The organism is Pseudomonas fragi (assembly GCF_002269505.1).
Classification (GTDB): Bacteria; Pseudomonadota; Gammaproteobacteria; order Pseudomonadales; family Pseudomonadaceae; genus Aquipseudomonas; species Aquipseudomonas fragi_D.
In genome coordinates, this window is the sequence record NZ_NQKQ01000024.1 from 56,058 (window position 1) to 80,999 (window position 24,942).

The following is a 24,942-nucleotide window of genomic DNA, read 5'->3' on the forward strand; positions in this document are numbered from 1 at the left end:
GAAACCAGATGGGCCGACCACGCGGCCCTGAAGGTCTTGTTGGGCGCCTGCGCAAAACGCAGGCGCCTGTTCCAGTTAGCTGGCGACGATATTGACCAATTTGCCCGGTACCACGATCACTTTGCGAATCGTCAGGCCTTCGGTAAAACGCAGTACGTTTTCATTGACGCGGGCTGCGGCTTCAACTTCTTCACGACTGGCGCTGGCTGGCATTTCGATATGCCCGCGCAGTTTGCCGTTGACCTGAATAACCAGTTGCAAGGTGTCTTGAACCAGCGCGCTTTCGTCCAGGGTTGGCCATGCCGCGTCGATGATTGCACCCGCATGCCCCAACTGGTTCCACAGCTCATGGCTGATATGCGGGGTGATCGGTGCCAGTACCAGAGCCACAGTCTCAAGGCCTTCCTGCAACAGGGCGCGGTCTTGTTCAGTCACTTGCGGTGCTTTTTCGAGCACGTTCATCACGGTCATCACCTGGGCGACGGCGGTGTTGAACTTGTGGTGCTGACCAACGTCCTGGCTGGCTTGCTTGATAGCCTGGTGGATGGCGCGGCGAACGACTTTTTGCTCATCGGTCAGGCTGGTGATATCCAGTGTCCCCGGCAGGCCTTGGCCTACATGGGCATGGGCCAGGCGCCAGACGCGCTTGAGGAAACGGTGCGAGCCTTCAACACCCGAGTCGGACCATTCCAGGCTTGCGTCAGGCGGCGAAGCAAACATCATGAACAGGCGGCAGGTGTCTGCGCCGTATTGTTCGATCATGTATTGCGGGTCAACACCGTTGTTCAGCGACTTGGACATTTTCTGCGTGCCGCCGATTTCCACCGGCAGGCCGTCGGTCTTCAGCTTGGCGCCGATGATCTTGGCCTTGGCATCACGTTCGATTTCCACGTCGTCCGGGTTGAAGTAATCCTTGCCACCGTTGTCCAGCGTACGGAAGTAAGTCTCGGCGATCACCATGCCCTGGGTCAGCAGGTTCTTGAACGGCTCGTTGGAGCTGACCAGGCCTTCGTCACGCATCAGCTTGTGGAAGAAGCGCGCGTACAGCAGGTGCAAAATGGCGTGTTCAATACCGCCGATGTACTGATCGACCGGCAACCAGTGGTCTGCCGCCGATTTTTCGACCAGACCGCCTTCATAGTGCGGCGAGGCGTAACGGGCGTAGTACCACGAGGACTCGACGAAGGTGTCCATCGTGTCGGTTTCGCGTTTGGCCGGTGCGCCACATTTAGGGCAGCTGCACTCGTAGAATTCAGGCATGCGTGCCAGTGGCGAACCGGCGCCATCGGGTACGACATCTTCTGGCAAGACCACTGGCAGCTGGCTTTCAGGTACCGGTACGTCGCCGCAGGTATCGCAATGCACGATCGGGATCGGGCAGCCCCAGTAGCGCTGACGGCTGATGCCCCAGTCACGCAGGCGGAACTGGGTACGCGCCTGGCCCAGGCCTTTGGCGGTCAGGGCGGCTTCGATGGCGGTGAAGGCAGCGTCGAAATCAAGACCGTCAAATTCGCCGGAGTTGATCAGCGGGCCGTGGTCATTGTAAGCGTCCTGCCAGGGAGCAGGTGACTCGTCGCCAGCGCTGGTGCGCACTACCGATTTGATCGGCAGGTTGTACTTGGTGGCGAATTCAAAATCGCGCTCGTCGTGTGCAGGTACTGCCATTACCGCGCCGTCGCCGTAATGCATCAGTACATAGTTGGCGACCCATACCGGCAGTTTTTCGCCGGTCAGCGGGTGTTCGACGAACAGCGAAGTTGGCAGGCCCTTTTTCTCCTGGGTTGCCATGTCGGCTTCCGCCACGCTACCGCCTTTGCATTCAGCGATAAACGCTTGCAGCTCGGGGTTGCCTTGCGCGGCCTGGGTGGCGAGCGGGTGTTCGGCAGCCACGGCAACGTAGGTGGCACCCATCAGGGTGTCAGGGCGGGTGGTGAACACCTTGAGTGCGCCCGCTTCGCCGATGGATTCGACGTTGTAAGGGAACTGCACTTCCATGCCGCGGGATTTGCCAATCCAGTTGCGCTGCATGGTTTTGACCTGCTCGGGCCAGCCGGGCATGTCATCGAGGCCTTCCAGCAGTTCATCCGCGTAAGCGGTGATCTTGAAGTAGTACATCGGGATTTCGCGTTTTTCGATCACCGCACCCGAACGCCAGCCACGGCCGTCGATCACTTGCTCGTTGGCCAGAACAGTCTGGTCCACCGGATCCCAGTTGACGGTACCGTTTTTACGGTAGATCACACCTTTTTCGAACAGGCGGGTGAACAGCCATTGTTCCCAACGGTAGTAATCCGGCTTGCAGGTAGTGATTTCGCGGGACCAGTCAACGGCCAGACCCAGGCTGCGCAGTTGGGTCTTCATGTAGGCGATGTTTTCGTAGGTCCACTTGGCCGGTGCGACCTTGTTCTTCATGGCGGCGTTTTCAGCCGGCATGCCGAAGGCGTCCCAACCCATGGGCTGCAGGACGTTCTTGCCAAGCATGCGCTGGTAACGGGAGATCACGTCACCGATGGTGTAGTTGCGCACGTGCCCCATGTGTAGCTTGCCGCTTGGGTACGGGAACATCGATAGGCAGTAGAACGTCTCTTTGCCTAGATCTTCGCTGACTTCGAAGGACTTTTGGTTGTCCCAGAATGATTGGGCGGCGGCTTCTATTTCACGGGGCTGATATTGTTCGTGCATGGCTACTTGTACTGATAAAGGGTGGCCTAATCCTCTTCAACATAGACCGGCTACAGTGTTGCCCGGTCAGGTTGGAGCAGGGGTTACAGGAAGTCCCGTAGCATACATGACCCCGCTCTATCGAGGGAAACCCTGATTGCCTCATCACTCCGTTGGTCGCAGTAGCACGCCGCTTTTAGATGCGCAGCTAAGCTCTCCTTTGGGGGAGATTCATTTCCTTAAATGAGGTGGACGGATGGCAGAGTTGCAACGCAGCGTAGCAACATCGCAAGTGTATGAGCGGCTGATTGATCGTTTGAGTATGGCTCTTGATTCAGCAAAGACGGCTGTCGTATTACGTGATGAACGCCCAGTCGAATTGGAATTGCGAGGCTTGAGTCATGCCGAGCTGGAGTTGATCAACCTCTATTTGAACCGGATCGGGCGTGAGACAGTCAAACGCTCGCAAGGCAGCGTGAACATGCAGGATGCCCCCAGAGCCAAGGTTATCTGGCTCAAAGACAGGGTGCAGGGAGCTTAGGCCATACGGCGATTCAAGCCCGGCCTTAAATAAAGCCGCATCAAGAAAGGTTGTACCCCGGGTTGATGCATCACACGTTTGTGTTTGGGTTTCTCACCTGCGTTATTGATGTGCTCACTCAACCCCCTTAGGCTTCGGGCATCTTTGGAGATGCTCGATGCCTATTCGATATTTTTTAAAACAACTTCTATTGCCTCCTGGCATTTTGCTGTTGCTTCTGGCGCTTGCCTGGTGGCTGCGGCGTACGCGTCCGCGTTTGGCGGGTGTGTTGTTTGCCCTGGGGCTGGGCGGCTTCTGGCTGATGAGCTTGCCGGTAATGGTGGAGTGGGGCGCCCGGGTGCTGGAGCGTGAGCCGCCGCTGACGCAGAGCGAATGGTCGACGCTGGCCGGGCGTGCCGATGCCATTGTGGTGCTGGGTTCGGGTCGTGAGCGGGGTGATCCCGCCTGGGGCAGCGATCAGCCCACCGGTATTGGTCTTGAGCGCCAGCGTTATGCCGCGCGACTGGCCAAGGCCTCGGGCTTGCCGGTATTGACGACTGGAGGTTTGCACTACGGCTCGCCGCCCAGTGAAGCGCAGTTGATGGCTGATTCATTACGTGATGACTTCGGCGTGCAAGTTCGCTGGAAAGAAGAGCAAAGCCGTACTACGTGGGAAAACGCCAAAATGACCGCAGATATACTGCTGCCGCTGGAGATCAAGCGCGTGGTCGTGGTGACGAACGGCTGGCATATGCCGCGTTCGGTATGGAGCTTTGAAAAGGCTGGTTTTGAAGTGGTGCCCGCGCCGGTAGGTTTTTTCAGTGCCGACAATGCGCGACCGCTGGGGGGCTGGATGCCTGAGTACAAAGCGTTCTGGCAGTCCGGGTTGTTGATCAATGAAGCGGTGGGGCAGATTGCCTATCCGTTGTTTTATCGCTGACCGCTCAAGCAAAAGCCCCTCACCCTAGCCCTCTCCCGGAGGGAGAGGGGACTAAAGGCAAAAGCAGCTCTGCGCAACACCACAAATCAGCTCTCTCTCCCTCCGGGAGAGGGTAGAAGCAGACGCAGACGCACAAGGCTTAAACCGTCTTGGCAATCCGGCTGGTGACCAGCGCCCAACCAATCAACAAGCTGCACAGGATGATCAACGGCCACGAGCGCCATTGCAGGTAAGGCGTGAGGTCATGCATGGGCACCACTTCGCCGTACATGATGCCCTGCTCGAACTGCGGGATTTGCGTAGTGATTTGCCCAAATGGGTCGATCAGCGCGGTTACGCCATTGTTGGTGGCGCGAATCATCCAGCGCCCGGCTTCCAGGGCGCGCATTTGCGCCATTTGCAGGTGCTGCAATGGCCCGATCGAGGTGCCGAACCAGGTGTCGTTGCTGATGGTCAGCAGGATGTCGCTCTGGGCTGCAAGACCGGCAACGAAGTCGGGGTACACCACTTCATAGCAAATCAGCGGTGCGATCTGATAGCCCTTGGCTTGCAACATGGCTTGATCTGCAGGGCCGCGTGCAAAGTCCGACATTGGCAGGTCAAAAAATGCGATCAGGCCGCGCAGTACATCCTGCAGCGGCACGTATTCGCCAAACGGCACCAGCTTTTGTTTCAGGTAAACCCCGTCGCCCTGGCCTACGGCGGTGATGCCGTTGAAGTAGCGCGGTTCATGACGCACTTCCTGGCGGATTGGCACGCCGGTAATCAGCGCTGAATTCCGGTCGGCGGCAAAGCGTCCCATCATGCTCAAAAAGCCTTCAGCATTCTCTTTGAGGACAGGGACGGCGGTTTCTGGCCACACGATCAGGTCGACACGCTTTGAACTGAACGTCATGTCGCGGTACAGGGCCAACTGTGCGTTGACCTGCGCCGGGTCCCATTTCATGCTTTGTTCGATATTGCCCTGGATCGCCGCCACGCTCAGCGGGTCACCCGACGGGCTGGTCCAGGCGTGGTGCTTGAGTGCCTGGCCGATGACCCAGGGGCCGATCAGCAAGACTACGCCTGCGGCGACAAAAGCCTTGCGTCTGGCCTTGATCAGGCGCGGCAGGTTACACAGCAGGGCTGCGGTCAGGGCCAGGGAGAACGAAATCAGCCACATGCCGCCCAGCGGGGCAAGCCCGGCCAAAGGGCCGTCGAGCTGGCTGTAACCGGAGTACAGCCACGGGAAGCCGGTGAGGAACCAGCCGCGGAAGGCCTCTTGAGCCACCCACAGCGCAGCAAATGCCAGCGTATCGGCCAGTGGCGCTTCGTTACGGCGGATCCAGCGTGCCCATACCCAGGCGGGCAGGGCAAAGAACCAGGCAATGGCTGCCGTGAACAACAGCATCAGGAAGCCGGCCAGCAGCACCGAAGCACCACCAAAATGGTGAATGCTGTAGTAGATCCAGCTGGTACCCGCGCCAAACAGGCCAAAACCGAAGCACCAGCCACGGCCCAGCGCCTGTTTTGGCGACAGTTCGCGCAAGCCGAGATAGAACATGGCCAGGGCAACCAGTGCCAATGGCCAGATGTCGAAGGGTGCCAACGCCAGGGTTGTCAGTGCGCCGGCCACCACGGCCAGCAGGTTACCGGGCCAGCCGGGGGAGGTTATCCAGCGCATTTCAATCCTTGGTGTTGAGGTTTAGCGGGCGATAGGCGTCAGACGAATCAAATGAATCCGGCGGCTGTCAGCATTGAGAATGCGGAAGCGGTAAGGGCCGATTTCAGTGGTTTCGTTGCGTTTTGGCAAGTGCCCGAATGCACTCATGACCAGGCCACCCACGGTGTCGAACTCATCGTCGGAGAATTCGGTATCGAAGAACTCGTTGAAGTTCTCGATCGGGGTCAGGGCCTTGATCAGGAAGTCACCGCTGGGCAGTGGCTTGATATAGCTGTCTTCCTCGACATCGTGTTCGTCTTCGATATCGCCGACGATCTGTTCCAGAACGTCTTCAATCGTCACCAGGCCCGCCACGCCGCCGTATTCGTCAATCACGATGGCCATGTGGTTGTGGTTGGCGCGGAACTCACGCAACAACACGTTAAGGCGCTTGGACTCGGGGACAAATGTCGCCGGACGCAGCAAATCCTTGATGTTGTACTTGTCGCCGTTCTCTTGAAGGATCAGCGGCAGCAGGTCTTTGGCCAGCAGGACGCCAAGAACGTCATCGTGGCTTTCGCCGATCACCGGGTAGCGCGAGTGCGCCGCATCGATGATCGCCGGGAGAAATTCACGGGGTGTCTGGGTCGCCTTGATGCTGATCATCTGCGAGCGCGGAACCATGATGTCCCGTACCTGCAGGTCAGCCACTTGAATGGCGCCTTCGACGATGGCCAGCGCTTCACTGTCCAACAGTTTGTTCTGGTGTGCTTCGCGCAGCAGCTCAAGCAGCTCCTGGCGGTTTTTCGGCTCATGGGCAAAGGCCTGGGTCAGTTTACCTAACCATGACTTTTGCCCGTTGCTCGATCGGTCTTCGCTCATAGCGATTTACTCGTATCCCTTGGTAGTTTCAGTGGGTGTTATTCGGTTTCGTCGTCTGCATAGGGGTCAGGATGACCCAGTTCTGCAAGCAACGTTCGTTCCAGCGCTTCCATTTCTTCGGCTTCTTCGTCTTCTATATGGTCGTAACCCAGAAGATGCAAGCAGCCGTGTATCACCAGATGGGCCCAGTGGGCCTCAAGGCTTTTGCCTTGTTCGGCGGCTTCGCGTTCGACCACGGCCACGCAAATCACCAGATCGCCCAGCAACGGGATATCGAGGAACTCATCGGGCACGTCGGCGGGAAAGGACAGCACGTTGGTGGCGTAGTCTTTGTGACGCCAGGTGTGATTCAACTCACGGCCTTCGGGTTCATCTACCAGACGAATGGTCATTTCCGAATCGGCGCTGCGCTGGCGCAAAGCCAGTTCGCACCATTGGCGGAACTGGGCTTCGCTGGGGGCACTGGCGTCGGTCGCCAATTGCAGGTCAAGCTCAAGCATCGTGGCGGTAATCCTTTGCAGCGGGCAGTGCGGCCAGCTTGTCGGCGGCTTCCTGTTCGTAGCGGCCATAGGCCTCTACGATGCGCTGCACCAGCGGGTGGCGCACGACGTCTTTGGACTGGAAGTGGGTAAAGCTGATACCCGGCACGTCCTTGAGCACCTCAATGACGTGGTTCAGCCCCGATTTGGTGCCTTTGGGCAGGTCGATCTGGGTGATGTCACCGGTGATCACGGCGGTTGAGCCGAAACCGATACGGGTCAGGAACATTTTCATCTGCTCGACGGTGGTGTTCTGGCTTTCGTCGAGAATGATGAAACTGTTGTTCAGCGTGCGACCGCGCATGTAGGCCAGCGGTGCGACTTCGATCACCTGGCGTTCGATCAGCTTGGCCACGTATTCAAAGCCAAGCATCTCGTACAGTGCGTCATAGAGCGGGCGCAGGTACGGGTCGATTTTTTGCGACAGGTCACCCGGCAGGAAACCGAGCTTTTCACCGGCTTCAACCGCCGGGCGCACCAGCAGGATGCGGCGGATCTGCTCGCGTTCCAGGGCATCAACTGCGCAGGCCACAGCCAGATAGGTTTTACCCGTACCCGCCGGGCCAATGCCGAAGTTGATGTCGTTGCCCAGGATCTCTTTGACGTAGCGCTGCTGGTTGATCCCGCGAGGGCGGATCATGCCTTTTTTGGTGCGCAGCGAAACACTGGCTTCGGCCACCGGGTTGCTGGCCAGGTCTTGTACTGCAGACTCTTGCAGGAACAGGTGGACCATGTCCGGCGAAAGCTCGGTGGCTTTGGTTTCGCGGTACAGGCGGCGCAGCAGGTTTTCTGCCGAAGAAGTGATTTTCGGGTCGCCGATCAGCTCGAACTGGTTACCGCGATTGCGAATTTCGATCGTCAGGCGTTGCTCGATCAAGCGCAGATGCTCGTCGAATTGCCCGCACAGATTGGCGAAACGGCGGGCCTCAAAGGGCTCGAGAAGGAAGCGATGTGGTTCGATGGGTGCGTTCAAGGTCGTATTTAGCCGCCCTTAGGCAATTGATATGGAATTAAGGATAACGCTAGCAGGTCAAGCGTGAAAGGACTTAACCAAATGTTTGATGTAGGAGCGGGCTTGCTCGCGATTGCATCACCGCGCTAATCCAGATGGACCGCGTTGCATGTATCGCGAGCAAGCCCGCTCCCACCGGGGAAGGTGTCAGTTCAGCAGCGAGCCGCGCAGCGAGTGTGGCTGGGCCGCATCAATATGCACATCGGCGAATTGCCCGATCAACTGCGGGTTATCGCAGCGGAAGTTGACGATGCGGTTGTTTTCGGTGCGGCCCTGCAACTCGCCCGGGTCTTTTTTCGAGTAGTCAGTGACCAGGATTCGCTGGGTCGAGCCCACCATCTGGCGGCTGATCTCGAAACCCTGCTGGTTGAGGCGATGTTGCAGCGCGTTCAGACGTTCTTTCTTGCGCTCTTCCGGGGTGTCGTCCGTCAGGTCTGCTGCCGGGGTGCCCGGGCGCTGGCTGTAAACAAATGAGTAGGAGAAGTCGAAACCCACGTCTTCGATCAGCTTCATGGTCTGTTCGAAGTCTTTTTCGGTTTCGCCCGGGAAGCCGACAATAAAGTCGGAGCTGATGCAGATCCCCGGTACGGCAGCGCGCAGTTTGCGCAGTTTGGATTTGTATTCCAGGGCCGTGTGATTGCGCTTCATCGCCGACAGAATGCGGTCGGAGCCCGATTGCACCGGCAGGTGCAGATGTTTGACCAGCTCCGGAACTTCGGCGTGGGCCTGGATCAGGCTGTCGGAAAATTCCAGCGGGTGGGAGGTGGTATAGCGGATACGCTCAATACCGTCGATCGCCGCAACCACACGGATCAGCTCGGCGAGGTCGGCCAGGCGACCGCCTTCGGTCAGGCCGCGGTAGCCGTTGACATTTTGGCCAAGCAGGGTCACTTCACGCACGCCGTTTTCAGCCAGGTGAATCACCTCGGCCAGCACGTCATCGAACGGGCGGCTGACTTCTTCGCCACGGGTATAAGGCACCACGCAGAAAGTGCAGTACTTGCTGCAGCCTTCCATGACCGAAACGTAGGCGCTCGGGCCATCAATGCGTGGTTCTGGCAGGTGATCGAATTTCTCGATTTCAGGGAACGACACATCGACCTGCGGCAGTTTGGTGATACGTGCAGCGTCAATCATTTCCGGCAGGCGGTGCAGGGTTTGCGGGCCGAAAACCACGTCCACATAGGGGGCGCGATCGCGGATCGCCGCGCCTTCCTGGCTGGCCACGCAACCGCCCACGGCGATGACCATCTCGGGGTTGGCCAGTTTCAGTTCGCGCCAGCGGCCCAGTTGGGAGTAAACCCGGTCCTGGGCACGTTCGCGGATCGAGCAGGTATTCAGCAGGATGACATCAGCGTCTTCGGCGCGCGCTGTGACTTCCAGGGCCTGATGTTCACCCAGCAGGTCGACCATGCGCGAGCTGTCGTACTCATTCATCTGGCAACCGTGGGTTTCGATGTAAAGCTTCTTGGCCATGGGTGTTCATCAAGTGGTTCAAAGAACCGCGCATTATAGGGTGCATAGCCGTTGCTTCCTAGCGTTGTGCGTCCGATGGCTATGCTATAGTTTGCGCCCTCTTTTTACCTTCAGATGCTTACCCGCCCACCATGACCAAACGTGAAGCTCCAATCTACAAGGTGATTTTCCTCAACCAGGGCCAGGTGTTCGAAATGTACGCCAAGCAGATCTATCAAAGTGATCTGTGGGGGTTTCTGGAAGTAGAGGAGTTCGTCTTCGGTGAGCGCACACAAATGGTCGTCGACCCCAGCGAAGAAAAGCTCAAGGCTCAGTTTGAAGGTGTGGTGCGCAGCTTTGTGCCGATGCACTCGATTGTGCGTATCGATGAGGTAGAGCGGCTGGGCACGCCGAAAATCAGCGAAGCCCGTGGTGTCAGCAACGTGATGCCGTTTCCGTTTCCGATGCCGGAAAAGTAAGTCGGTCAGTATGCGTTACGGCAACGAGTGAGCCGTTAAGGCAGCGGCGAAAACGGCGAGCGTGCGTCGGTTGATTGCAGCTCCTGCAGATACTTGCGGAAAATCTGCCCCAGGATCTGGGTGGCAGTTTCGAGCTGGTCGCGCGGCATTTGTTCGGCTACCAGGTCGGCAGTGTCCAGCGCGTCTTCTGCGCCATTGACCGCAGCCATTTTCAACACGATGTAAGCCTGAATGTTATTGGCCGGCACGCCTTCGCCCTTGAAGAACATGGTGCCGAGCTGGAACTGGGCCATGGCGTGGCCTTGCAGCGAGGCTTTTTCGAAGTAGCTCAGTGCTTTGTTCAAGTCTTGCGGGGTGTTTTTACCGTCGTAATAGAATTCGCCCAACTCGTATTCGGCTTCTGCATCCCCGGCTTTTGCCGCCTCTTCACAGGCTGCAAGCGCCTCTGCGAGGTCTTCAGGCTGTGTATTGAGGGTGCAGCGACCCATCGCTGGGATCAACAACGAGTTACCGCCTGCCTGGGCAAGCAACGGCTGTAGGAGCAACAGGCAGCCCAGTGCAAGGGCGCGGCCGGTGCGGTTCATGGGAATCGACGTACCTCTGAAAGACGGGTTAACCCGACCATGGGTTGTATAGGCGCGCATTATGAAATAAGCAGAGGCAACCTTACAAAGTCTTTACTCGTTTTTCTGCTACCTGAGCACGATATCCATTGATTTAAGACGATTTTGGACAGGCGGGGTAAAAGATCAGCCCATTACAGGCATAAAAAAACGGCAAGGGCGTCAACCCTTGCCGTTTTTGGGGATCACTTCAGCGCAGCGAATGCGCGTTCTGCAGCGTCCAGGGTCAGTTGCAACTCGGCTTCGCCGTGGGCGATCGAGGTGAAACCGGCTTCGAAGGCGCTTGGTGCCAGGTACACGCCCCCGTCAAGCATCAGGTGGAAGAAGCGCTTGAACAGGTCGGCATCGCTGGCCATCACGTCGTCAAAGGTGACGATGTCATCGGCGCCGCTGAAATACAGGCCGAACATGCCGCCCGCCTGGGTCGTCACGAAGGGGATGCCGGCTGCGTCAGCGCGCTGCTGCAAGCCGTCGAGCAGGCGGGTGGTGTAGTCGCTCAGCTCGGCGTGGAAGCCCGGGCGGCTGATCAGGCGCAGGGTGGTCAGGCCCGCGGCCATTGCCAGCGGGTTGCCGGACAAGGTGCCAGCCTGGTAAACCGGGCCCAGTGGTGCGATGTGCTGCATTATTTCGCGTTTACCGCCAAAGCAGCCGACCGGCATGCCGCCGCCGATGATTTTGCCGAAAGTGCTCAGGTCCGGGGTCACGCCGTAGTGAGCCTGGGCGCCACCCAGGGCTACGCGGAAGCCGGTCATCACTTCGTCAAAAATCAGTACCACGCCGTGCTGGTCGCACAGGCTGCGCAGGCCTTCCAGGAAGCCCGGTGCAGGCGGCACGCAGTTCATGTTGCCGGCGACCGGCTCGACGATGATGCAGGCCACGGTGTCGCCCACTTCGCTCAGCAATTGAGCAACTGCGTCGATATTGTTGAATTCGGTGGTCAGGGTGTGTTTGGCGAAATCTGCCGGTACCCCGGCGGAGCTTGGCACGCCCTGGGTCAACAGGCCGGAGCCGGCTTTTACCAGCAGGCTGTCGGAGTGGCCGTGGTAGCAGCCTTCAAACTTGAGGATATTGTCGCGGCCGGTGAAACCACGGGCCAGGCGGATGGCGCTCATGGTCGCCTCGGTGCCGGAGCTGACCATGCGCACCATTTCCATCGATGGCACGATGGCGCACACCAGGTCGGCCATTTCGGTTTCCATGGCGGTCGGGGCACCGTATGACAGGCCGTGTTCCAGTTGCGCACGCACGGCATCGAGTACTTCTGGATGACTGTGGCCCAGAATCATCGGGCCCCACGAGCCGACGTAGTCCACATATCGCTTGTTGTCTTCGTCGGTGACGTAGGCACCTTCGGCGTGCTTGAAGAACAGTGGCGTGCCGCCCACGCTCTTGAACGCACGTACGGGCGAGTTCACGCCACCGGGGATGTGTTTCTGGGCATTGGCAAACAGGGTTTCGGAACGAGACATGGTGGGCTCTCTCTGAATCAGGATTCGGTATTTAAATAGACAGCAAGGTGTTGAAGGCCCTGGCGCGCAGAGTGACTTCCCGGGCGCTTTCGGCGCCAAACAGGCCATGCACCACGGCCAGCAGGTCGGCACCATGGGCCACCAGCGGCGCAGCGTTATCAAGGGTAATGCCGCCAATCACGCAGATCGGCAGATCAAGACGGGCGCGGGCCTGGTCGAGTACGTCGAGAGTCGCGGTGGGGGCGCCGGGCTTGGTGCTGGAGTTGAAAAAGCGACCAAAGGCGACATAACTCGCCCCCTCTCTGGCGGCCTGTTCGGCCAGCTCGATCTGGCTGTGGCACGTCGAACCGATAATGGCCTGCGCGCCCAGCAGGGCACGGGCAGGTGTCAGCGGGCCATCGGTTTGCCCCAGGTGCACGCCAACACCCAGGCGGGCGGCCAGTTCGGCATCGTCGTTGATGATCAAGTGCGCCTTGTAGCGTTGGCACAAATCCAGCAGCGCCTGGGCCTCGCGCAGTCGGCGGGCGTCATCGTTGCTTTTGTCGCGATATTGCAACAGCGTCAGGCCGCCATCGAGAGCTGCCTCAACATAGGGCAGCAGTTTGCCGGCCAGTAACTGGCTGTCGGTGATTGCATAAAGACCGCGAAGCGTCATGGGGTGAGCCTCATTGGTTACGAGCAAAAATCCAGCGGCAAGCGGCGCGGTACAAATTGCCCCTGGCCCAGTTGCTCTGCATCACGCAGGGTGCGCCACGTGTAGTTGAGCGCGGTTTGCACGGCGCTGACCAGTTCTTCGCCGATGGCCAGGCGCCCGGCCAAGGTGCTGGCCAAGGTGCAGCCCGAACCGTGGTAGCTGCCCGGCAAGCGATGGCAAGTGAAGGTGTGGCGGCTGCCGTCACGGCTGTACAGGCGGTTATGTACTTCGTGTTCATCACCGTGACCGCCGGTAATCAGCAGGTGGCGGCAAAACGGCAGGAGTTTTTCGGCGCATTCATCGGCGCTGCCATCGGGCAGTTCGGCCAGGATGCGGGCTTCGGGAAGGTTGGGGGTGGCAATGGTGGCCAAGGGCAGCAGGCGCTCGCGCATGGCGTAGCCCACTTCGTCCTTGCCCAGTCGTCCGCCGCCGCCTGCGCGCAGCACGGGGTCGCAGACCATCGGCAGGTGCGGGTTGGCCTGAAGCAGTTCGACCACGGTGTCGACCATCTCCAGTGAACCGAGCATGCCCAGCTTGACCGCCGCGACCGTGGAGTCGCTGAGCACGGCATCGGCTTGCGCCAGCACCCACTCGCGATCCAGCACGCGGAAGTCGCGGACATTGACAGTGTTCTGCACAGTCAGGGCGGTCACCACCGGGGCGGCGTGACAGCCTTGAGCCAGCAGGGCTTCGATATCTGCCTGCAAGCCGGCACCACCACTGGGGTCATGGCCGGAGAGACAGAGGACAACGGGGCGAGAACTGTAGATATTCATGGTGCGCGAGCTTACCACCAAACGGTTTTTTCGGGCGCTTGCTCGATGTCGGGCTATAGGGTGTTTGCAAGTCTTTGTCTGGCCTTGAAAAATATCGTAGCCGGTGCGGCTCGTGCTCTGTAATGCCCGTGCTAGAGCCTTATTGAAGAATTGTCGGATGGTGTGTATGTGCCATTAATGGCTATGTTAAAGTGCCCTCAAATTATTAACCGGTCATTCGGTCGACGCGATCTCGAAGGGAATACGGGGTTGTACACGTCACCGGATGAGCTACGTTGGGGCTGTATGCGCTATTTGCTGATGATGTTGTTGGGCTGGCTACCGATGCTGGCCAGCGCAGTCGCTTTTGACGAATCCACACAAAGCCTGCCCTTGGGCCGCGTGATGCAGGTATTCGAAGACGCGGGCGGCGAAGCGACTCTGGCAGATGTCAGCGCACACGATGAACTGTTCAAACCCCATACCAAAGACACGCTGAACAAGGGCTATTCGCACTCGGCCTTCTGGGTCAAAGTCGACTTGCACTACCAGCCACAAGACCCGCAGGTGCATCGCACCTGGCTGCTTGAGCTGGCCTACCCGCCGCTGGACTCCATCGAACTGTACCTGGCAGACGCCCAAGGTAACTACCGTCTGGCCGAGCGAACCGGTGATGCACTGCCCTTCGACAGTCGCCAGATCAAAGAAAACAACTACCTGTTTGAACTCAACTTCAGCCCCGGGCAAAGCCAGACAGTGTACCTGCGTCTGGCCAGCCAGGGCTCTGTTCAGGCGCCGCTGACGCTTTGGTCGGCCCAGGCCTACCTCGAAGAGCAGCCCGTGCGGATTTACATCCTGGGCCTGATTTATGGCGTGTTGCTGGGGATGCTGGTTTACAACCTGTTTATCTACCTCAGCGTGCGTGACACCAGTTACCTCTATTACATCTTCTATATCGCCTCGTTCGGTCTGTATCAGTTGTCGGTCAACGGTGCGGCAGTGCAGTACTTCTGGCCGAACAACCCGTGGTGGGCCAATGCCTCCACCCCGTTCCTGATTGGTGCATCGGCGTTTTTTGGCTGCCAGTTCGCCCGCTCCTTCCTGCATACCGCCTCCCACAGCCGCTGGCTCGACCGGGCCCTGATGTTGCTGATGGGCGTAGGTGTTCTGGTGATGGTGCTCGCACTGACCACCAGCTATGCCGTGTCGTTGCGTCTGGCCACCGGCCTGGCGCTGGCGTTTATTGTCACCATTTTCACCGCTGGTGTGGTGGCTTGGGCACGGGGCCTGCGGGTCGCACGTTATTTTGTGATCGCCTGGTCGGCCTTTCTGCTCGGTGGCCTGGTTAATACGCTGATGGTGCTGGGTTACCTTCCGAACGTATTCCTGACCATGTACGCCAGCCAGATCGGCTCGGCAATCGAGGTCGGGTTGCTGTCGCTGGCGCTTGCTGACCGGATCAATGCCATGCGCGACTTGCAGGCGCGCACCCTGCAGGAGTCGGGGCAGAAACTCGCTGCCATGAACCAGCAACTGGCGCGCACCAACCAGCTCAAAGACGAGTTCCTGGCGACCGTCACCCATGAATTGCGCACGCCGATGAACGGTGTGATTGGTTCTCTGGAGCTGATCAAGACCCTGGACATGAGCCCTGAGCTGGAGCAGTACACCAAAACCGCGCAAGGTTCAGCGCGAGAAATGATGCACATGGTCAATGGCATCCTGACCCTGACCGAACTGCAAGCCGGGCGACTGGTCGCGCAGCCCCGACCCTTCAGCCTGAATGAGCTGCTGCAGGGGCTGAGCGATCAGTTCAGGCCGGCGGCGCGCAGTAAAGGGCTGGCGTTTTCGTACGAAGTGGCCCACAACCTGCCGGACCAATGGGTGGGCGATGCCGATAAAATTCGCCAGTGCATGGAGTGTCTTCTGGATAACGCGATCAAGTTCACCCGTGAAGGCGGGGTGATTTTGCGTGTTACCGGTAAAGCTGCAGAGGCCGGACGCTGGGCGCTGGCGTTCAATGTCATCGATAGCGGCATCGGTTTTGTTCACCAGGAAGAGGCTGAGCTGTATCAGCACTTCTTTCAGGTTGATGGCTCCATGACCCGTGAATATGGCGGCCTGGGTATTGGCCTGGCGATTTGCCGGCGCCTTGTGGAACTGCTCGGCGGGCGCCTGACCCACCATTCCCAGCCGGGGCAAGGTTCGCAGTTCCAGTTGTTGCTGGAGCTGGAACCCTCGGCGCAAATCCTGCCGCATACGCCCCGCTCGCCGTTGCTGGTGCGGGCGCCCGGGGACTGTGTGGTCTTGCTGGTAGAAGACCCGCAAAACCCTGTGGTAGTGCGCGCCATGTTGCTCAAACTGGGTTATCGCGTACTTGGCGTAGACTCGGGGCAGGCGGCCATAGACGCGCTGCGCCGCGAGCGGGTCGATGCGGTGTTGCTGGCGTGCCCGCTGGCCCTGGTCACCGGTACATCGATGGGCAGCCAACTGCTGACATTGGCCGCCTGTGCGCAGTTGCCCGTGCTGGCGCTGTTCGAGTCGCAAGCTCAGGCGCAGCAAGCCCGCGAGCAGGTCGACGGGATCACCGATTACCTGCTCAAACCGCTGCGCTTCGAGGACTTGCAACACACCTTGGCGCAACGCCTGTTGATCGACGAAGGCGATAAAAACGCCGAGTTTTAGGCGTTTATGCCCCTTGTTTAGCCACAGATGCGTGCTTCACTGGCTCATTGGTACGATCCCAAGGAGCCCGCGCAATGAACCTGCATCAATACGCAGAAACCCATCAGGTGACCAATCAGCCGCCGTCTCTGGGCGGCGTGAACCTGTATCGCATCGACCTGCCACTGCAGTATTGGAGCCAGCATTTCGGCGCGGGATGGGCGCAGGGGCGGATCGATCAATACGGTGCGCTGGCGGGCGGCCCGCTGATGGCGGCGGGTTTTCTGGCCAATGAGAACAAACCTCAGTTTGTAAGCCATGACCGTTTTGGGCATCGGATTGATCTGGTGGAGTTTCACCCGGCTTACCACGAGCTGATGCGCACAGCGATTGAGCATGGCTTGCCATCCTTGCCCTGGGCCCACCCTCAACCCGGCGCCCACGTGGCTCGCGCATCCATGACCTACCTGCACAGCCAGGCCGAAGCGGGCAGTGGTTGCCCCTTGACCATGACCTTCGCCAGCGTACCGGCCTTGCGCCTGCAACCGGACCTCGCTGCCATCTGGCTGCCCAAAGTGCTGGCCACTGAATATGACCCGCGAAATGTCGATATCAGCCAGAAGGCCGGCGTGACCCTGGGCATGGCCATGACTGAAAAGCAGGGCGGCACCGATGTGCGTGCCAATACCACGCGGGCTTACCCGGTGGGTGCCAAGGGGCCGGGGCAGGCCTATGAACTGCTGGGGCACAAATGGTTCTGCTCGGCGCCAATGTGTGATGGTTTTCTGACCCTGGCCCAAACCGACAAGGGCCTGAGCTGCTTTTTGTTGCCGCGCCATCGCCCGGATGGCAGCCGTAACGAGTTCTATATCCAGCGCCTGAAAAACAAGCTGGGCAATAGCTCCAACGCCTCCAGTGAAGTTGAGTTTCGTGGGGCATTGGCCTGGATGATCGGCGAAGAGGGCCGTGGCGTACCGACCATTATTGAAATGGTCGCCATGACCCGGTTCGACTGCATGGTCGGCTCCAGCGCCTTGATGCGTCAGGCGCTGACCCAGGCCAGCCATCATTGTGCCCATCGGCTGGTCGGCGGCCGGGTGCTGGCAGACCAGCCGTTGATGCAAAACGTACTGGCCGACCTGGCCCTGGAAAGCGAGGCGGCACTGTCCCTGAGCTTGCGCATGGGGCGGGCGCTGGACAACCCGCATGACCCGCAAGAGGCCAGGTTTTCGCGGCTGGTGACGGCGGTAGGCAAGTACTGGATCTGCAAACGGGCCCCGGCCATGATCAACGAAGCGGCCGAGTGCATGGGCGGTGCGGGCTATGTTGAAGACAGCATCCTGCCGCGCCTGTATCGAGAGGCGCCGGTCAATTCGACGTGGGAAGGGTCGGGTAATGTGCAGTGCCTTGACGTGTTGCGGGCCTTGTCCAAAGAGCCTGGCGTGCTAGATGCGCTGTTTGCCGAGCTCGGCGACGGGCATGGTGATGTGCGCCTGGCGCAGCATATTGCGCAGCTTAAAAGCGCGTTCACGGACACTGATGATATCCAGTACCGCGCTCGCCAACTGACAGAAGACATCGCCCTGGGTCTGCAGGCAAAACTGCTGCTGGAGGCTGGCAACAGCGATATCAGCGACGCCTTTATCGCCAGTCGGCTACAGGGTAGCGGCCGGGTGTACGGCACCTTGCCACGGGGATTGAACGTGGCGGCCATTGTTGCCCGCGCTACCCCGCTCCCACAGGGATTTGCGTGAGGCAGCCGATATTCTGTTTATCCCCGGCAGGCACAGGAAATCTGCGACAGGCAATTTTGTAGCTGCCATTAGCCATCGATGCAGGCAAGATAAAGACCTGCCCGTTCAGAAGACAGGATGCTTATCGTGACCGAAGCTTTTATTGTCGTTTCCACCGCTGAAGAGGCCGTTGACCGGCTTGCTGCTTTGCACGAGCGCGCAACCACGGCCTTGAGTCAGGCACTCAAGCGTTATCTCAAGGATCGGGTTGAACCCTCTGCGCAAGAGCGCGCGTTGTTTCGCTACCCCGAACTGCGTTTGACCTACCGTATCAACGGTGAAGTACCTACCACCACTCGCGCTTATGCCAAGGTCCAGTTGCCCGGTACCTACAGCGTCACCGTCACCCATCCTGCCTCTTTCCGTAACTATCTGCTGGAGCAGTTGGTGCCGTTGATGCGCGATTTCACCGTTGAGGTGGAAGTGGGTGTCAGTGAGCAAAATATTCCTTACCCGTACGTCGTCGAACAAGGCGATGAACTGGCCGGTTCCGGTGTGACTGCTGCGGCCCTGGCGCGGGTGTTCCCGAGCACCGATCTGTCCGCTGCCACGGATGGCATTGCCGATGGCCTGTACGATTGGGAAAACACCGATCCGTTGCCTTTGGCGCTGTTCGATGCGGCGCGGGTCGACTTCTCGCTGCGCCGGCTGGTGCACTACACCGGCAGCGACTGGCGCCATGTGCAGCCGTGGATCCTGCTGACCAACTACCATCGCTATGTCGACCAGTTCATCCTTCATGGCCTTGAGCAACTACGGGACAATCCGCGCTTTGTGCGCATGGTGATGCCGGGCAACGTGATCATCGAAAAGTCGATGGACTACGGCGAAGCCCAGGCCATTGCGGCGGGTGTGGTGTGGCATCGCTACCAGATGCCGGCGTATCACTTGCAGGCCAACGATGGTCATGGCGTGACTCTGGTCAACATCGGCGTCGGCCCGTCCAACGCAAAAAACATTACCGATCACCTGGCCGTTCTGCGCCCCCATTGCTGGCTGATGATTGGCCACTGTGGCGGCCTGCGCCAGTCGCAAACCATCGGTGATTACGTGTTGGCCCACGCCTACATGCGTCGCGACGGTATTCTTGATCGGGTGGTACCGCCGAACATTCCGATTCCGGCACTGGCTGAAGTCCAGCTGGCGTTGCAGGAAGCAGCGGCACAAGTGACGGGTGAGCGCGGCGACGAGCTGAAAAAGCGACTGCGCACCGGCACCGTGCTGACCTATGACGACCGTAACTGGGAGCTGCGCTGGGCTCAGGAACGTCCGCTGATCAACCTGTCCCGTGCTGTTGCCGTGGACATGGAGAGCGGCACCATTGCCGCCCAGGGTTATCGCTTGCGCGTCCCGTACGGCACGCTGCTGTGTGTGTCTGACAAACCGCTGCACAGTGAAATCAAACTGCCGGGTTCGGCCAACGCTTTCTATGAGCGGGCGGTGAGCCAGCATTTGAAAATCGGCATTGCCGCCGTGGACTTGATGCGCGGCCAGCTCAATTCCCTGCACTCGCGCAAACTGCGCAGCTTCGACGAACCGCCGTTCCGTTGATCGGTGATGGTCATTTAGCGATCGGGGGACTAGCATTGCCAGCCCTGATCGCTAGATGTCCTTTTTTGTCATGTCTCGTCCTGCCCCACGCCGCCCGGCCTCGAAAAGCCCCACTGCGCAAGCTGCCAATCGCCGTGTGGCCAAAGCGCCGCCGTCCGATCCCAAGCTTTACCTGTTCAACAAACCCTTCGATGTGCTGACCCAGTTCAGTGACGAAGGCGGGCGCGCAACGCTCAAAGACTTTATTCCGATTCCGGGCATCTACCCGGCAGGGCGACTGGACAGGGACAGCGAAGGCTTGCTGCTGCTGACCAATGATGGTCAGTTGCAGGCGCGGATTGCCGACCCCAAGCATAAGTTGCCCAAGACCTACTGGGTGCAAGTCGAGGGCGAGCCCACTGAGGAGCAACTGCAGCAGTTGCGCGAGGGTGTCGAACTCAATGATGGCAAGACTCTGCCTGCCGAGGCCCGGGCCCTGGATGAGCCGCAGCTATGGCCGCGTAACCCGCCGGTGCGTTTTCGCAAAAGCATCCCGACAGCCTGGCTGGAGTTGGTGATCCGCGAAGGCCGCAACCGTCAGGTGCGGCGCATGACCGCTGCAGTGGGGTTGCCGACCTTGCGACTGGTGCGGGTGCGCATTGGTGACTGGAGCATTGAAGGGCTGGAGCAGGGGCAGTACCGGGAAGTCCCGGCGCGGCTATAGCGCTCCGGATTCGATCAGACCGATGACCACACTTTTGATGATGAACGCGGCAACGCCCAGGCCCAGAACGAAAAACAGGATCATGGAGCCGAAGCGTCCGGCTTTGGACTTTTTCGCCAGATCCCAGACGATAAAGGCCATGAAAATGATCAGCACGCTGACCAGAATCGTCATCATCCACTCTTCAAGTACTGCAGGATCCATCAGTATTCTCCGGCGATATCGTGGGAAAAAGCCGTAGGAGTATACGGCAGGGGAGCGGGGCTGGTTGTTGAGCTGGGTCGTGTAGATGAACTGCGTAGTCGCTGCCGAAGGCTGCGAAGGGTTGCACCGCAACCCGTTTTCTTGAATTCACCACAGCCTCTTCGCAGCCTTCGGCAGCGACTACAGGCCTGCTTATGTGCGCAAATGAGTCAACGGCAGCTCTGTGCTGTTAAGCACCTGGTTGAGCACAAAGCTCGAACGCACGCTGGTCACGCCTTCGATGCGGGTCAGCTCGCCCAGCAGCAGTTTCTGGTAGTGATCCATGTCGGCGACCACTACTTTCAATTGGTAGTCCGCGTCCATACCGGTCACCAGGCTGCATTCCAGCACTTGCGGCAGGGCGCGGATGCAGGCTTCGAAATTCTCGAAACGCTCTGGTGTATGTCGGTCCATTCCAATCAGCACGTAGGCTGTAAGGCTCAAGCCCAGCAGTTTGCGGTCTAGCAGTGCTACCTGGCGGCTGATGTAGCCGTCATCCTCAAGCTGTTTAACACGGCGTGAGCAAGGGGATGGCGACAGGCCGATCCGCTCGGCCAGTTCCTGGTTAGAGATGCGTGCGTCACGCTGCAATTCCGCCAAAATGCTCAGGTCATACCGGTCGAGTTTGCTCACGAAGTTACCCTTTGTCATAACTATTGCGTGAAAGTATCCACCTTAAGTCAAAAATTGCGCAAGTAATGTTTTATCGAGCAATCTTCGCAATCGCCTGCTGCGGCCAAAAGCCTATTCTTTAAACCAGAATCACTGCCCGGACATAGAGTCCACTGCGGCCCGCCGAATCAGGCCAGCCGCGGCCGCCAACCCCACAGGGTTGCCCCGGCCCCCGGGCTGCGCACTGTCCAGAAGACGGAGCGAGGTGAGCCAACATCACAAGTGTTGAGCCAGGACGAAAAAATTCAAAGGGCGACCGACGGGTCGCCCTTTTTTCGTCTGCCAAAAATAAGTTTCACCAAACTATTTCTCACCGAACCGGTGCAATAAATCCTAGTCTTATTTGTAAGACCTAACTGGCAGTGAGAAACAGCATGAAATCGCGCATCTGACAGATGGCTACAGTTGGCGTGCTCTTTGTGAGTGTCAGCGGCCAGCTTTTGGCCGATGAGCGAGGTGATGGCAACGCTCAGGACAATCGCCCGCGCCATGCCGAGAGTGGCCAGCGCGGGCAGCAAGGGCCGCGCCCGGAACACAATCAGGCCCGCCCGGAAAACCGTCCCGCCCATGAGCAGAATCAGGGCGGCAAGTGGCAAGCCCGGCCACAGGGCGAAAGCAATATGCCAGCGCGCCCGATCCAACCCGGCAACAACCTGCCGATCCGACCACGCCCGGATACGGTGCAGCCAAGCCAGAACCATAGCGGCAACCAGAACTGGCACGGTACTGGCGCTAATACCAGACCGGGCAATTACCCTGGCGCCAACAACTACCGTCCCAATGAGTCACGGCCCAACGACCAACGCTGGCCGGGGCGGCCGAACGGGCATGGCAATGGCTGGGGGGCGGGACCGCAATACCGGCCTGGCTATATGATCGACCGCTTTCCTGGGCAATACCGGCAGGTTCCTTATCGCGGCCAGAATTACTACTTTTCCGGCGGCTATTGGTATCGCCCACAAGGCCCGCGTTACATCGTTGTTCAACCGCCCTACGGTATCCGTGTAGGTTTTTTGCCTGATTACGCGCGGGAAGTGTGGTTTGGCAGCACGTTGATGTTTCTGGCTGCTGGCGCGTATTACGCCTACCAGCCAGCTACCCAGGACTACATTGTGGTTCAGCCTCCGGCCACCCAGCAGCCGGTCAGCAACGGCTATGACGTGGTGGCTTACCCGGTGAACTTCCAGACCCCGGCGCAGGTTGATCAGGATCGTTACGACTGCTACCGCTGGGCGGTCGATCAAAGTGGCTTTGACCCGGCCAGAGTCACCTACGCACCAGCCCCGGCCGTGGTGCAAGCTTATCGGCAGGCGCAGGGCAGTTGTTTGAGCAGTCGTGGTTATCAGGTTACGTATTGATCTGAACACCTGTAGTCGCTGCCGCAGGCTGCGAAGGGTTGCGTAGCAACCCGTTGTCTCAAAGGCCTCGCGATCCCCTTCGCAGCCTGCGGCAGCGACTACAAGGTTTTGACCCTGACCGCTTCCTTCGGGTCTGCATGCACCAGCACTTCGGCCCGCGGGTAGACCTTGGTTATGGCGTCGGCGGCGCGGTCGCAGATGGCGTGGGCGGCTGACAGGGTCAACTCGCCCGGCAGTTCAAGGTGAAACTGTACAAACCAGATATTGCCCGAAATCCGTGTGCGCAAGTCGTGGGCACCCAGCACGCCGGGTACGTCGCAGGCCAGCTTCAGCATGTTTTCGCTGACGTCGGTGGGTAACTCCTGATCCATTAGCACGGCAAAACTCTCACGGGCAATCTGGAGCGCGCTCCAGAGGATATACACCGCAATCCCGAGGCCAAACCAGGCGTCCAGCTGCGGGAAGCCCACACTGGCCAGCACCAGCGCCAGTAAAATGCTGCCATTGAGCATCAGGTCCGAGCGGTAGTGCAGCGAGTCCGCGCGCACGGCGTTGGACCCCGTGGCCTTGATCACCCGGTGTTGCAGCACCAGCAGAGCAACGGTCATCAGCAGCGAAAAGACAATCACGCCAATCCCGATCCACGGCGCCCCCACGGGCTCCGGGTTTTTCAGCCGTTCCACGGCCTGAAAAGCGATCAGTACCGCACTCACACCGATAAACAAGGCCTGGGCCATGCCCGCCAGTGACTCGGCCTTGCCGTGACCGTAACGGTGGTCGTCATCGGCAGGGCGCAACGCGTAATGCACGGCCAGCAAATTAAGAAATGAGGTCACGCCATCGAGCAGCGAGTCGGTAAGGCCGGCGAGCATGCTGATCGAACCACTGAGCCACCAGGCGATGGCTTTGGTTACGATCAACAGGCTGGCCACCGCCACCGAAGCGCGGGTGGCCAGACGTAACAGGCGTGCGTGTTCCGGGCTGCTGGTCATGGCGTTTCCTTGGTGACTGGCAACGGGCTTCAGGCGGCAGGTTGCAGGCCGTACATGGCCAGTTGCTGAGTGCTGCCCTTGTGCTGGATCAGGCGTGGATCGTTCAGCGGGAAGCTGCCACCCAACTCGCTTTCGAGAATGGCCTGCAGCTTGGCGTTATCCACCTTGCCGTCTGCACCGATGGCTTCGCGCAGTTTTTCCGGGGCGATTTGCGCGGTCTTGCCTGGCGGGAAATAAATGGCGCCGGTGGCGAAGTCGACTCCAAAGGCGATCAGGCCCGGGATGACGTAGAACAGCAGGCCCACGGCATCCAGTACGGCGATCATGGGGTCGATCTTGCCGTCTATCTGGCCACGGCGGTCAGGGAAGAAAATACTGCCACAGGCAGTCAATTGGGTGAGCAGGGCCGCAACCACGACACTGCCGATTACTCGCGAAGGCATACGCATACAAAAAACCTCAAACATGCTCAAAGGACTGGATCATTACTGTTCGCCGTTATACTCGCCGCTCTGTTCTGGAGCCACCATGATTTCTTTGCCGATTGATGAAGTTTTACCTGCGCTGCGCCTGGCCCTGGCCGAGCGTCATGAAGCCGTGCTCGAAGCACCGCCCGGCGCCGGTAAAACCACCCGTGTTCCACTGGCCCTGCTCAACGAGCCGTGGCTGGCCGGGCAGAAGATCCTGATGCTCGAACCCCGGCGTCTTGCTGCCCGCGCAGCCGCTGAGCGGCTGGCCAGTGAACTGGGTGAAAAGGTCGGCGAAACCGTAGGTTACCGTATTCGCCTCGACAGCAAGGTCGGCCCCGATACCCGTATCGAAGTGGTCACCGAGGGCATCCTTACTCGCCGCCTGCAGCATGACCCGGCGCTGGAAGGGGTGGGCTTGCTGATTTTTGACGAGTTCCATGATTTGCTGATTTGTTCTGTTTCTGCTTTTGCTTATCAGGATAATCAATCACTGCCCACAAGGCATTGATGCTCCTGCTCCTTCTTCCCCTTTAGCTCCATCATCCTGCGATTTCTTTACCCACCTCCCCGATATGCTAGATGAAGTAGGGTGCGCTATGTCGTCGCAATCCGAGTGATTTCCTTGGATCAGCAGCAGATTGAAATTCATGAACGGGAGAGTGGATGACAAGTGGATGACAAAGGCAAGATCTGGAGGTAAGAAGGCGGATGCGGGTTCAGCACGGTGACTCCATAGAGTGACGACGTCCTAATCCCGTCCTGACGCACCTATAATTCACCTTCCCTTCCAAATTCCGCAGTCACACCCTGTCATCATCCCACCCG

Annotated in this window: 22 protein-coding genes and 1 pseudogene; 9 read left to right on the forward strand and 14 right to left on the reverse strand. The window is 59.2% G+C overall.

The window, feature by feature from the left end; translation table 11 throughout:
* Positions 1–75 precede the first annotated feature (75 nt).
* A complete protein-coding gene (leuS, locus tag CJU81_RS18605; RefSeq protein ID WP_095037795.1) occupies positions 76–2,682 on the reverse strand; it encodes a leucine--tRNA ligase in 2,607 nt (868 codons plus the stop codon).
* Between the two features lie 235 nt (positions 2,683–2,917).
* Between leuS and CJU81_RS18610 the strand changes: the two genes are divergently transcribed.
* Positions 2,918–3,202 (forward strand): hypothetical protein, encoded by a 285-nt coding sequence (locus tag CJU81_RS18610; protein WP_095037796.1) that lies wholly within the window; start codon positions 2,918–2,920, stop codon positions 3,200–3,202.
* Positions 3,203–3,359: 157 nt separating this feature from the next.
* The gene (locus CJU81_RS18615) at positions 3,360–4,121 is read left to right on the forward strand and encodes a YdcF family protein (protein ID WP_095037797.1); all 762 of its coding nucleotides are present in this window, start codon (positions 3,360–3,362) and stop codon (positions 4,119–4,121) included.
* A 139-nt stretch (positions 4,122–4,260) separates the two neighbouring features.
* On the opposite strand, the gene lnt is transcribed toward CJU81_RS18615, so the two are convergent.
* From lnt to miaB, 5 genes are all read right to left on the reverse strand, one after another.
* Positions 4,261–5,784: an apolipoprotein N-acyltransferase gene (gene lnt / locus CJU81_RS18620; RefSeq protein ID WP_095037798.1), complete on the reverse strand. Its 1,524-nt coding sequence runs from the start codon at positions 5,782–5,784 to the stop codon at positions 4,261–4,263.
* Positions 5,785–5,805: 21 nt separating this feature from the next.
* On the reverse strand, positions 5,806–6,645 hold the full coding sequence (locus CJU81_RS18625; protein ID WP_016779277.1) for an HlyC/CorC family transporter: 840 nt from the start codon (positions 6,643–6,645) through the stop codon (positions 5,806–5,808).
* 38 nt (positions 6,646–6,683) lie between these two features.
* On the reverse strand, positions 6,684–7,145 hold the full coding sequence (gene ybeY, locus CJU81_RS18630; RefSeq protein ID WP_095037799.1) for an rRNA maturation RNase YbeY: 462 nt from the start codon (positions 7,143–7,145) through the stop codon (positions 6,684–6,686).
* On the reverse strand, positions 7,138–8,157 hold the full coding sequence (locus CJU81_RS18635; RefSeq protein ID WP_094999423.1) for a PhoH family protein: 1,020 nt from the start codon (positions 8,155–8,157) through the stop codon (positions 7,138–7,140). Before CJU81_RS18635 ends, ybeY begins: the two co-directional genes overlap by 8 nt.
* Before the next feature lie 186 nt (positions 8,158–8,343).
* A complete protein-coding gene (miaB, locus tag CJU81_RS18640; protein ID WP_095003832.1) occupies positions 8,344–9,672 on the reverse strand; it encodes a tRNA (N6-isopentenyl adenosine(37)-C2)-methylthiotransferase MiaB in 1,329 nt (442 codons plus the stop codon).
* A gap of 131 nt (positions 9,673–9,803) precedes the next feature.
* Between miaB and CJU81_RS18645 the strand changes: the two genes are divergently transcribed.
* Entirely contained in the window at positions 9,804–10,130 is a 327-nt protein-coding gene (locus CJU81_RS18645) for a DUF1820 family protein (RefSeq protein WP_019411970.1), read from the forward strand.
* Positions 10,131–10,165: 35 nt separating this feature from the next.
* Here CJU81_RS18645 and CJU81_RS18650 read toward each other — a convergent pair whose 3' ends face one another.
* From CJU81_RS18650 to CJU81_RS18665, 4 genes are all read right to left on the reverse strand, one after another.
* Positions 10,166–10,714, reverse strand: coding sequence for a tetratricopeptide repeat protein (locus CJU81_RS18650; protein ID WP_095029999.1), 549 nt, complete (start codon positions 10,712–10,714; stop codon positions 10,166–10,168).
* Positions 10,715–10,938: 224 nt separating this feature from the next.
* Positions 10,939–12,222 (reverse strand): glutamate-1-semialdehyde 2,1-aminomutase, encoded by a 1,284-nt coding sequence (gene hemL / locus CJU81_RS18655; RefSeq protein ID WP_095030000.1) that lies wholly within the window; start codon positions 12,220–12,222, stop codon positions 10,939–10,941.
* A 31-nt stretch (positions 12,223–12,253) separates the two neighbouring features.
* Positions 12,254–12,877 (reverse strand): thiamine phosphate synthase, encoded by a 624-nt coding sequence (gene thiE / locus CJU81_RS18660; RefSeq protein WP_095037800.1) that lies wholly within the window; start codon positions 12,875–12,877, stop codon positions 12,254–12,256.
* 17 nt (positions 12,878–12,894) lie between these two features.
* Positions 12,895–13,692 (reverse strand): hydroxymethylpyrimidine/phosphomethylpyrimidine kinase, encoded by a 798-nt coding sequence (locus CJU81_RS18665; protein WP_095037801.1) that lies wholly within the window; start codon positions 13,690–13,692, stop codon positions 12,895–12,897.
* Between the two features lie 285 nt (positions 13,693–13,977).
* On the opposite strand from CJU81_RS18665, the gene CJU81_RS18670 reads away from it, so the two are divergent.
* The 4 genes from CJU81_RS18670 (at position 13,978) to CJU81_RS18685 (ending at position 20,382) form a co-directional block, all read left to right on the forward strand.
* Positions 13,978–16,356 carry a hybrid sensor histidine kinase/response regulator gene (locus tag CJU81_RS18670; RefSeq protein WP_095037802.1) on the forward strand — a complete coding sequence of 793 codons (2,379 nt, stop codon included), beginning with the start codon at positions 13,978–13,980 and terminating at the stop codon, positions 16,354–16,356.
* A gap of 74 nt (positions 16,357–16,430) precedes the next feature.
* Positions 16,431–18,089, forward strand: a complete 1,659-nt coding sequence (locus tag CJU81_RS18675; protein ID WP_095037803.1) for an acyl-CoA dehydrogenase family protein — start codon at positions 16,431–16,433, stop codon at positions 18,087–18,089.
* A 117-nt stretch (positions 18,090–18,206) separates the two neighbouring features.
* Entirely contained in the window at positions 18,207–19,679 is a 1,473-nt protein-coding gene (gene amn, locus CJU81_RS18680) for an AMP nucleosidase (RefSeq protein WP_176464875.1), read from the forward strand.
* A gap of 136 nt (positions 19,680–19,815) precedes the next feature.
* Positions 19,816–20,382, forward strand: coding sequence for an rRNA large subunit pseudouridine synthase E (locus tag CJU81_RS18685; RefSeq protein WP_176464682.1), 567 nt, complete (start codon positions 19,816–19,818; stop codon positions 20,380–20,382).
* Here CJU81_RS18685 and CJU81_RS18690 read toward each other — a convergent pair.
* Both CJU81_RS18690 and CJU81_RS18695 read right to left on the reverse strand, forming a co-directional pair.
* Positions 20,377–20,586, reverse strand: coding sequence for a DUF2788 domain-containing protein (locus CJU81_RS18690; RefSeq protein WP_016779292.1), 210 nt, complete (start codon positions 20,584–20,586; stop codon positions 20,377–20,379). The two genes, CJU81_RS18685 and CJU81_RS18690, sit on opposite strands and share 6 nt — an antisense overlap.
* Before the next feature lie 192 nt (positions 20,587–20,778).
* On the reverse strand, positions 20,779–21,258 hold the full coding sequence (locus tag CJU81_RS18695) for an Lrp/AsnC family transcriptional regulator (RefSeq protein ID WP_029611209.1): 480 nt from the start codon (positions 21,256–21,258) through the stop codon (positions 20,779–20,781).
* Positions 21,259–21,692: 434 nt separating this feature from the next.
* On the opposite strand from CJU81_RS18695, the gene CJU81_RS18700 reads away from it, so the two are divergent.
* Positions 21,693–22,655, forward strand: a complete 963-nt coding sequence (locus CJU81_RS18700; protein ID WP_254924896.1) for a DUF6515 family protein — start codon at positions 21,693–21,695, stop codon at positions 22,653–22,655.
* A gap of 98 nt (positions 22,656–22,753) precedes the next feature.
* On the opposite strand, the gene CJU81_RS18705 is transcribed toward CJU81_RS18700, so the two are convergent.
* A complete protein-coding gene (locus CJU81_RS18705) occupies positions 22,754–23,647 on the reverse strand; it encodes a cation diffusion facilitator family transporter (protein ID WP_095037804.1) in 894 nt (297 codons plus the stop codon).
* A gap of 29 nt (positions 23,648–23,676) precedes the next feature.
* Positions 23,677–24,096 carry a polyribonucleotide nucleotidyltransferase gene (locus CJU81_RS18710; RefSeq protein ID WP_095037809.1) on the reverse strand — a complete coding sequence of 140 codons (420 nt, stop codon included), beginning with the start codon at positions 24,094–24,096 and terminating at the stop codon, positions 23,677–23,679.
* Between the two features lie 79 nt (positions 24,097–24,175).
* Between CJU81_RS18710 and CJU81_RS18715 the strand changes: the two are divergent.
* Positions 24,176–24,559: pseudogene (locus tag CJU81_RS18715) on the forward strand (DEAD/DEAH box helicase); the annotation flags it as partial.
* Between the last annotated feature and the right edge of the window lie 383 nt (positions 24,560–24,942).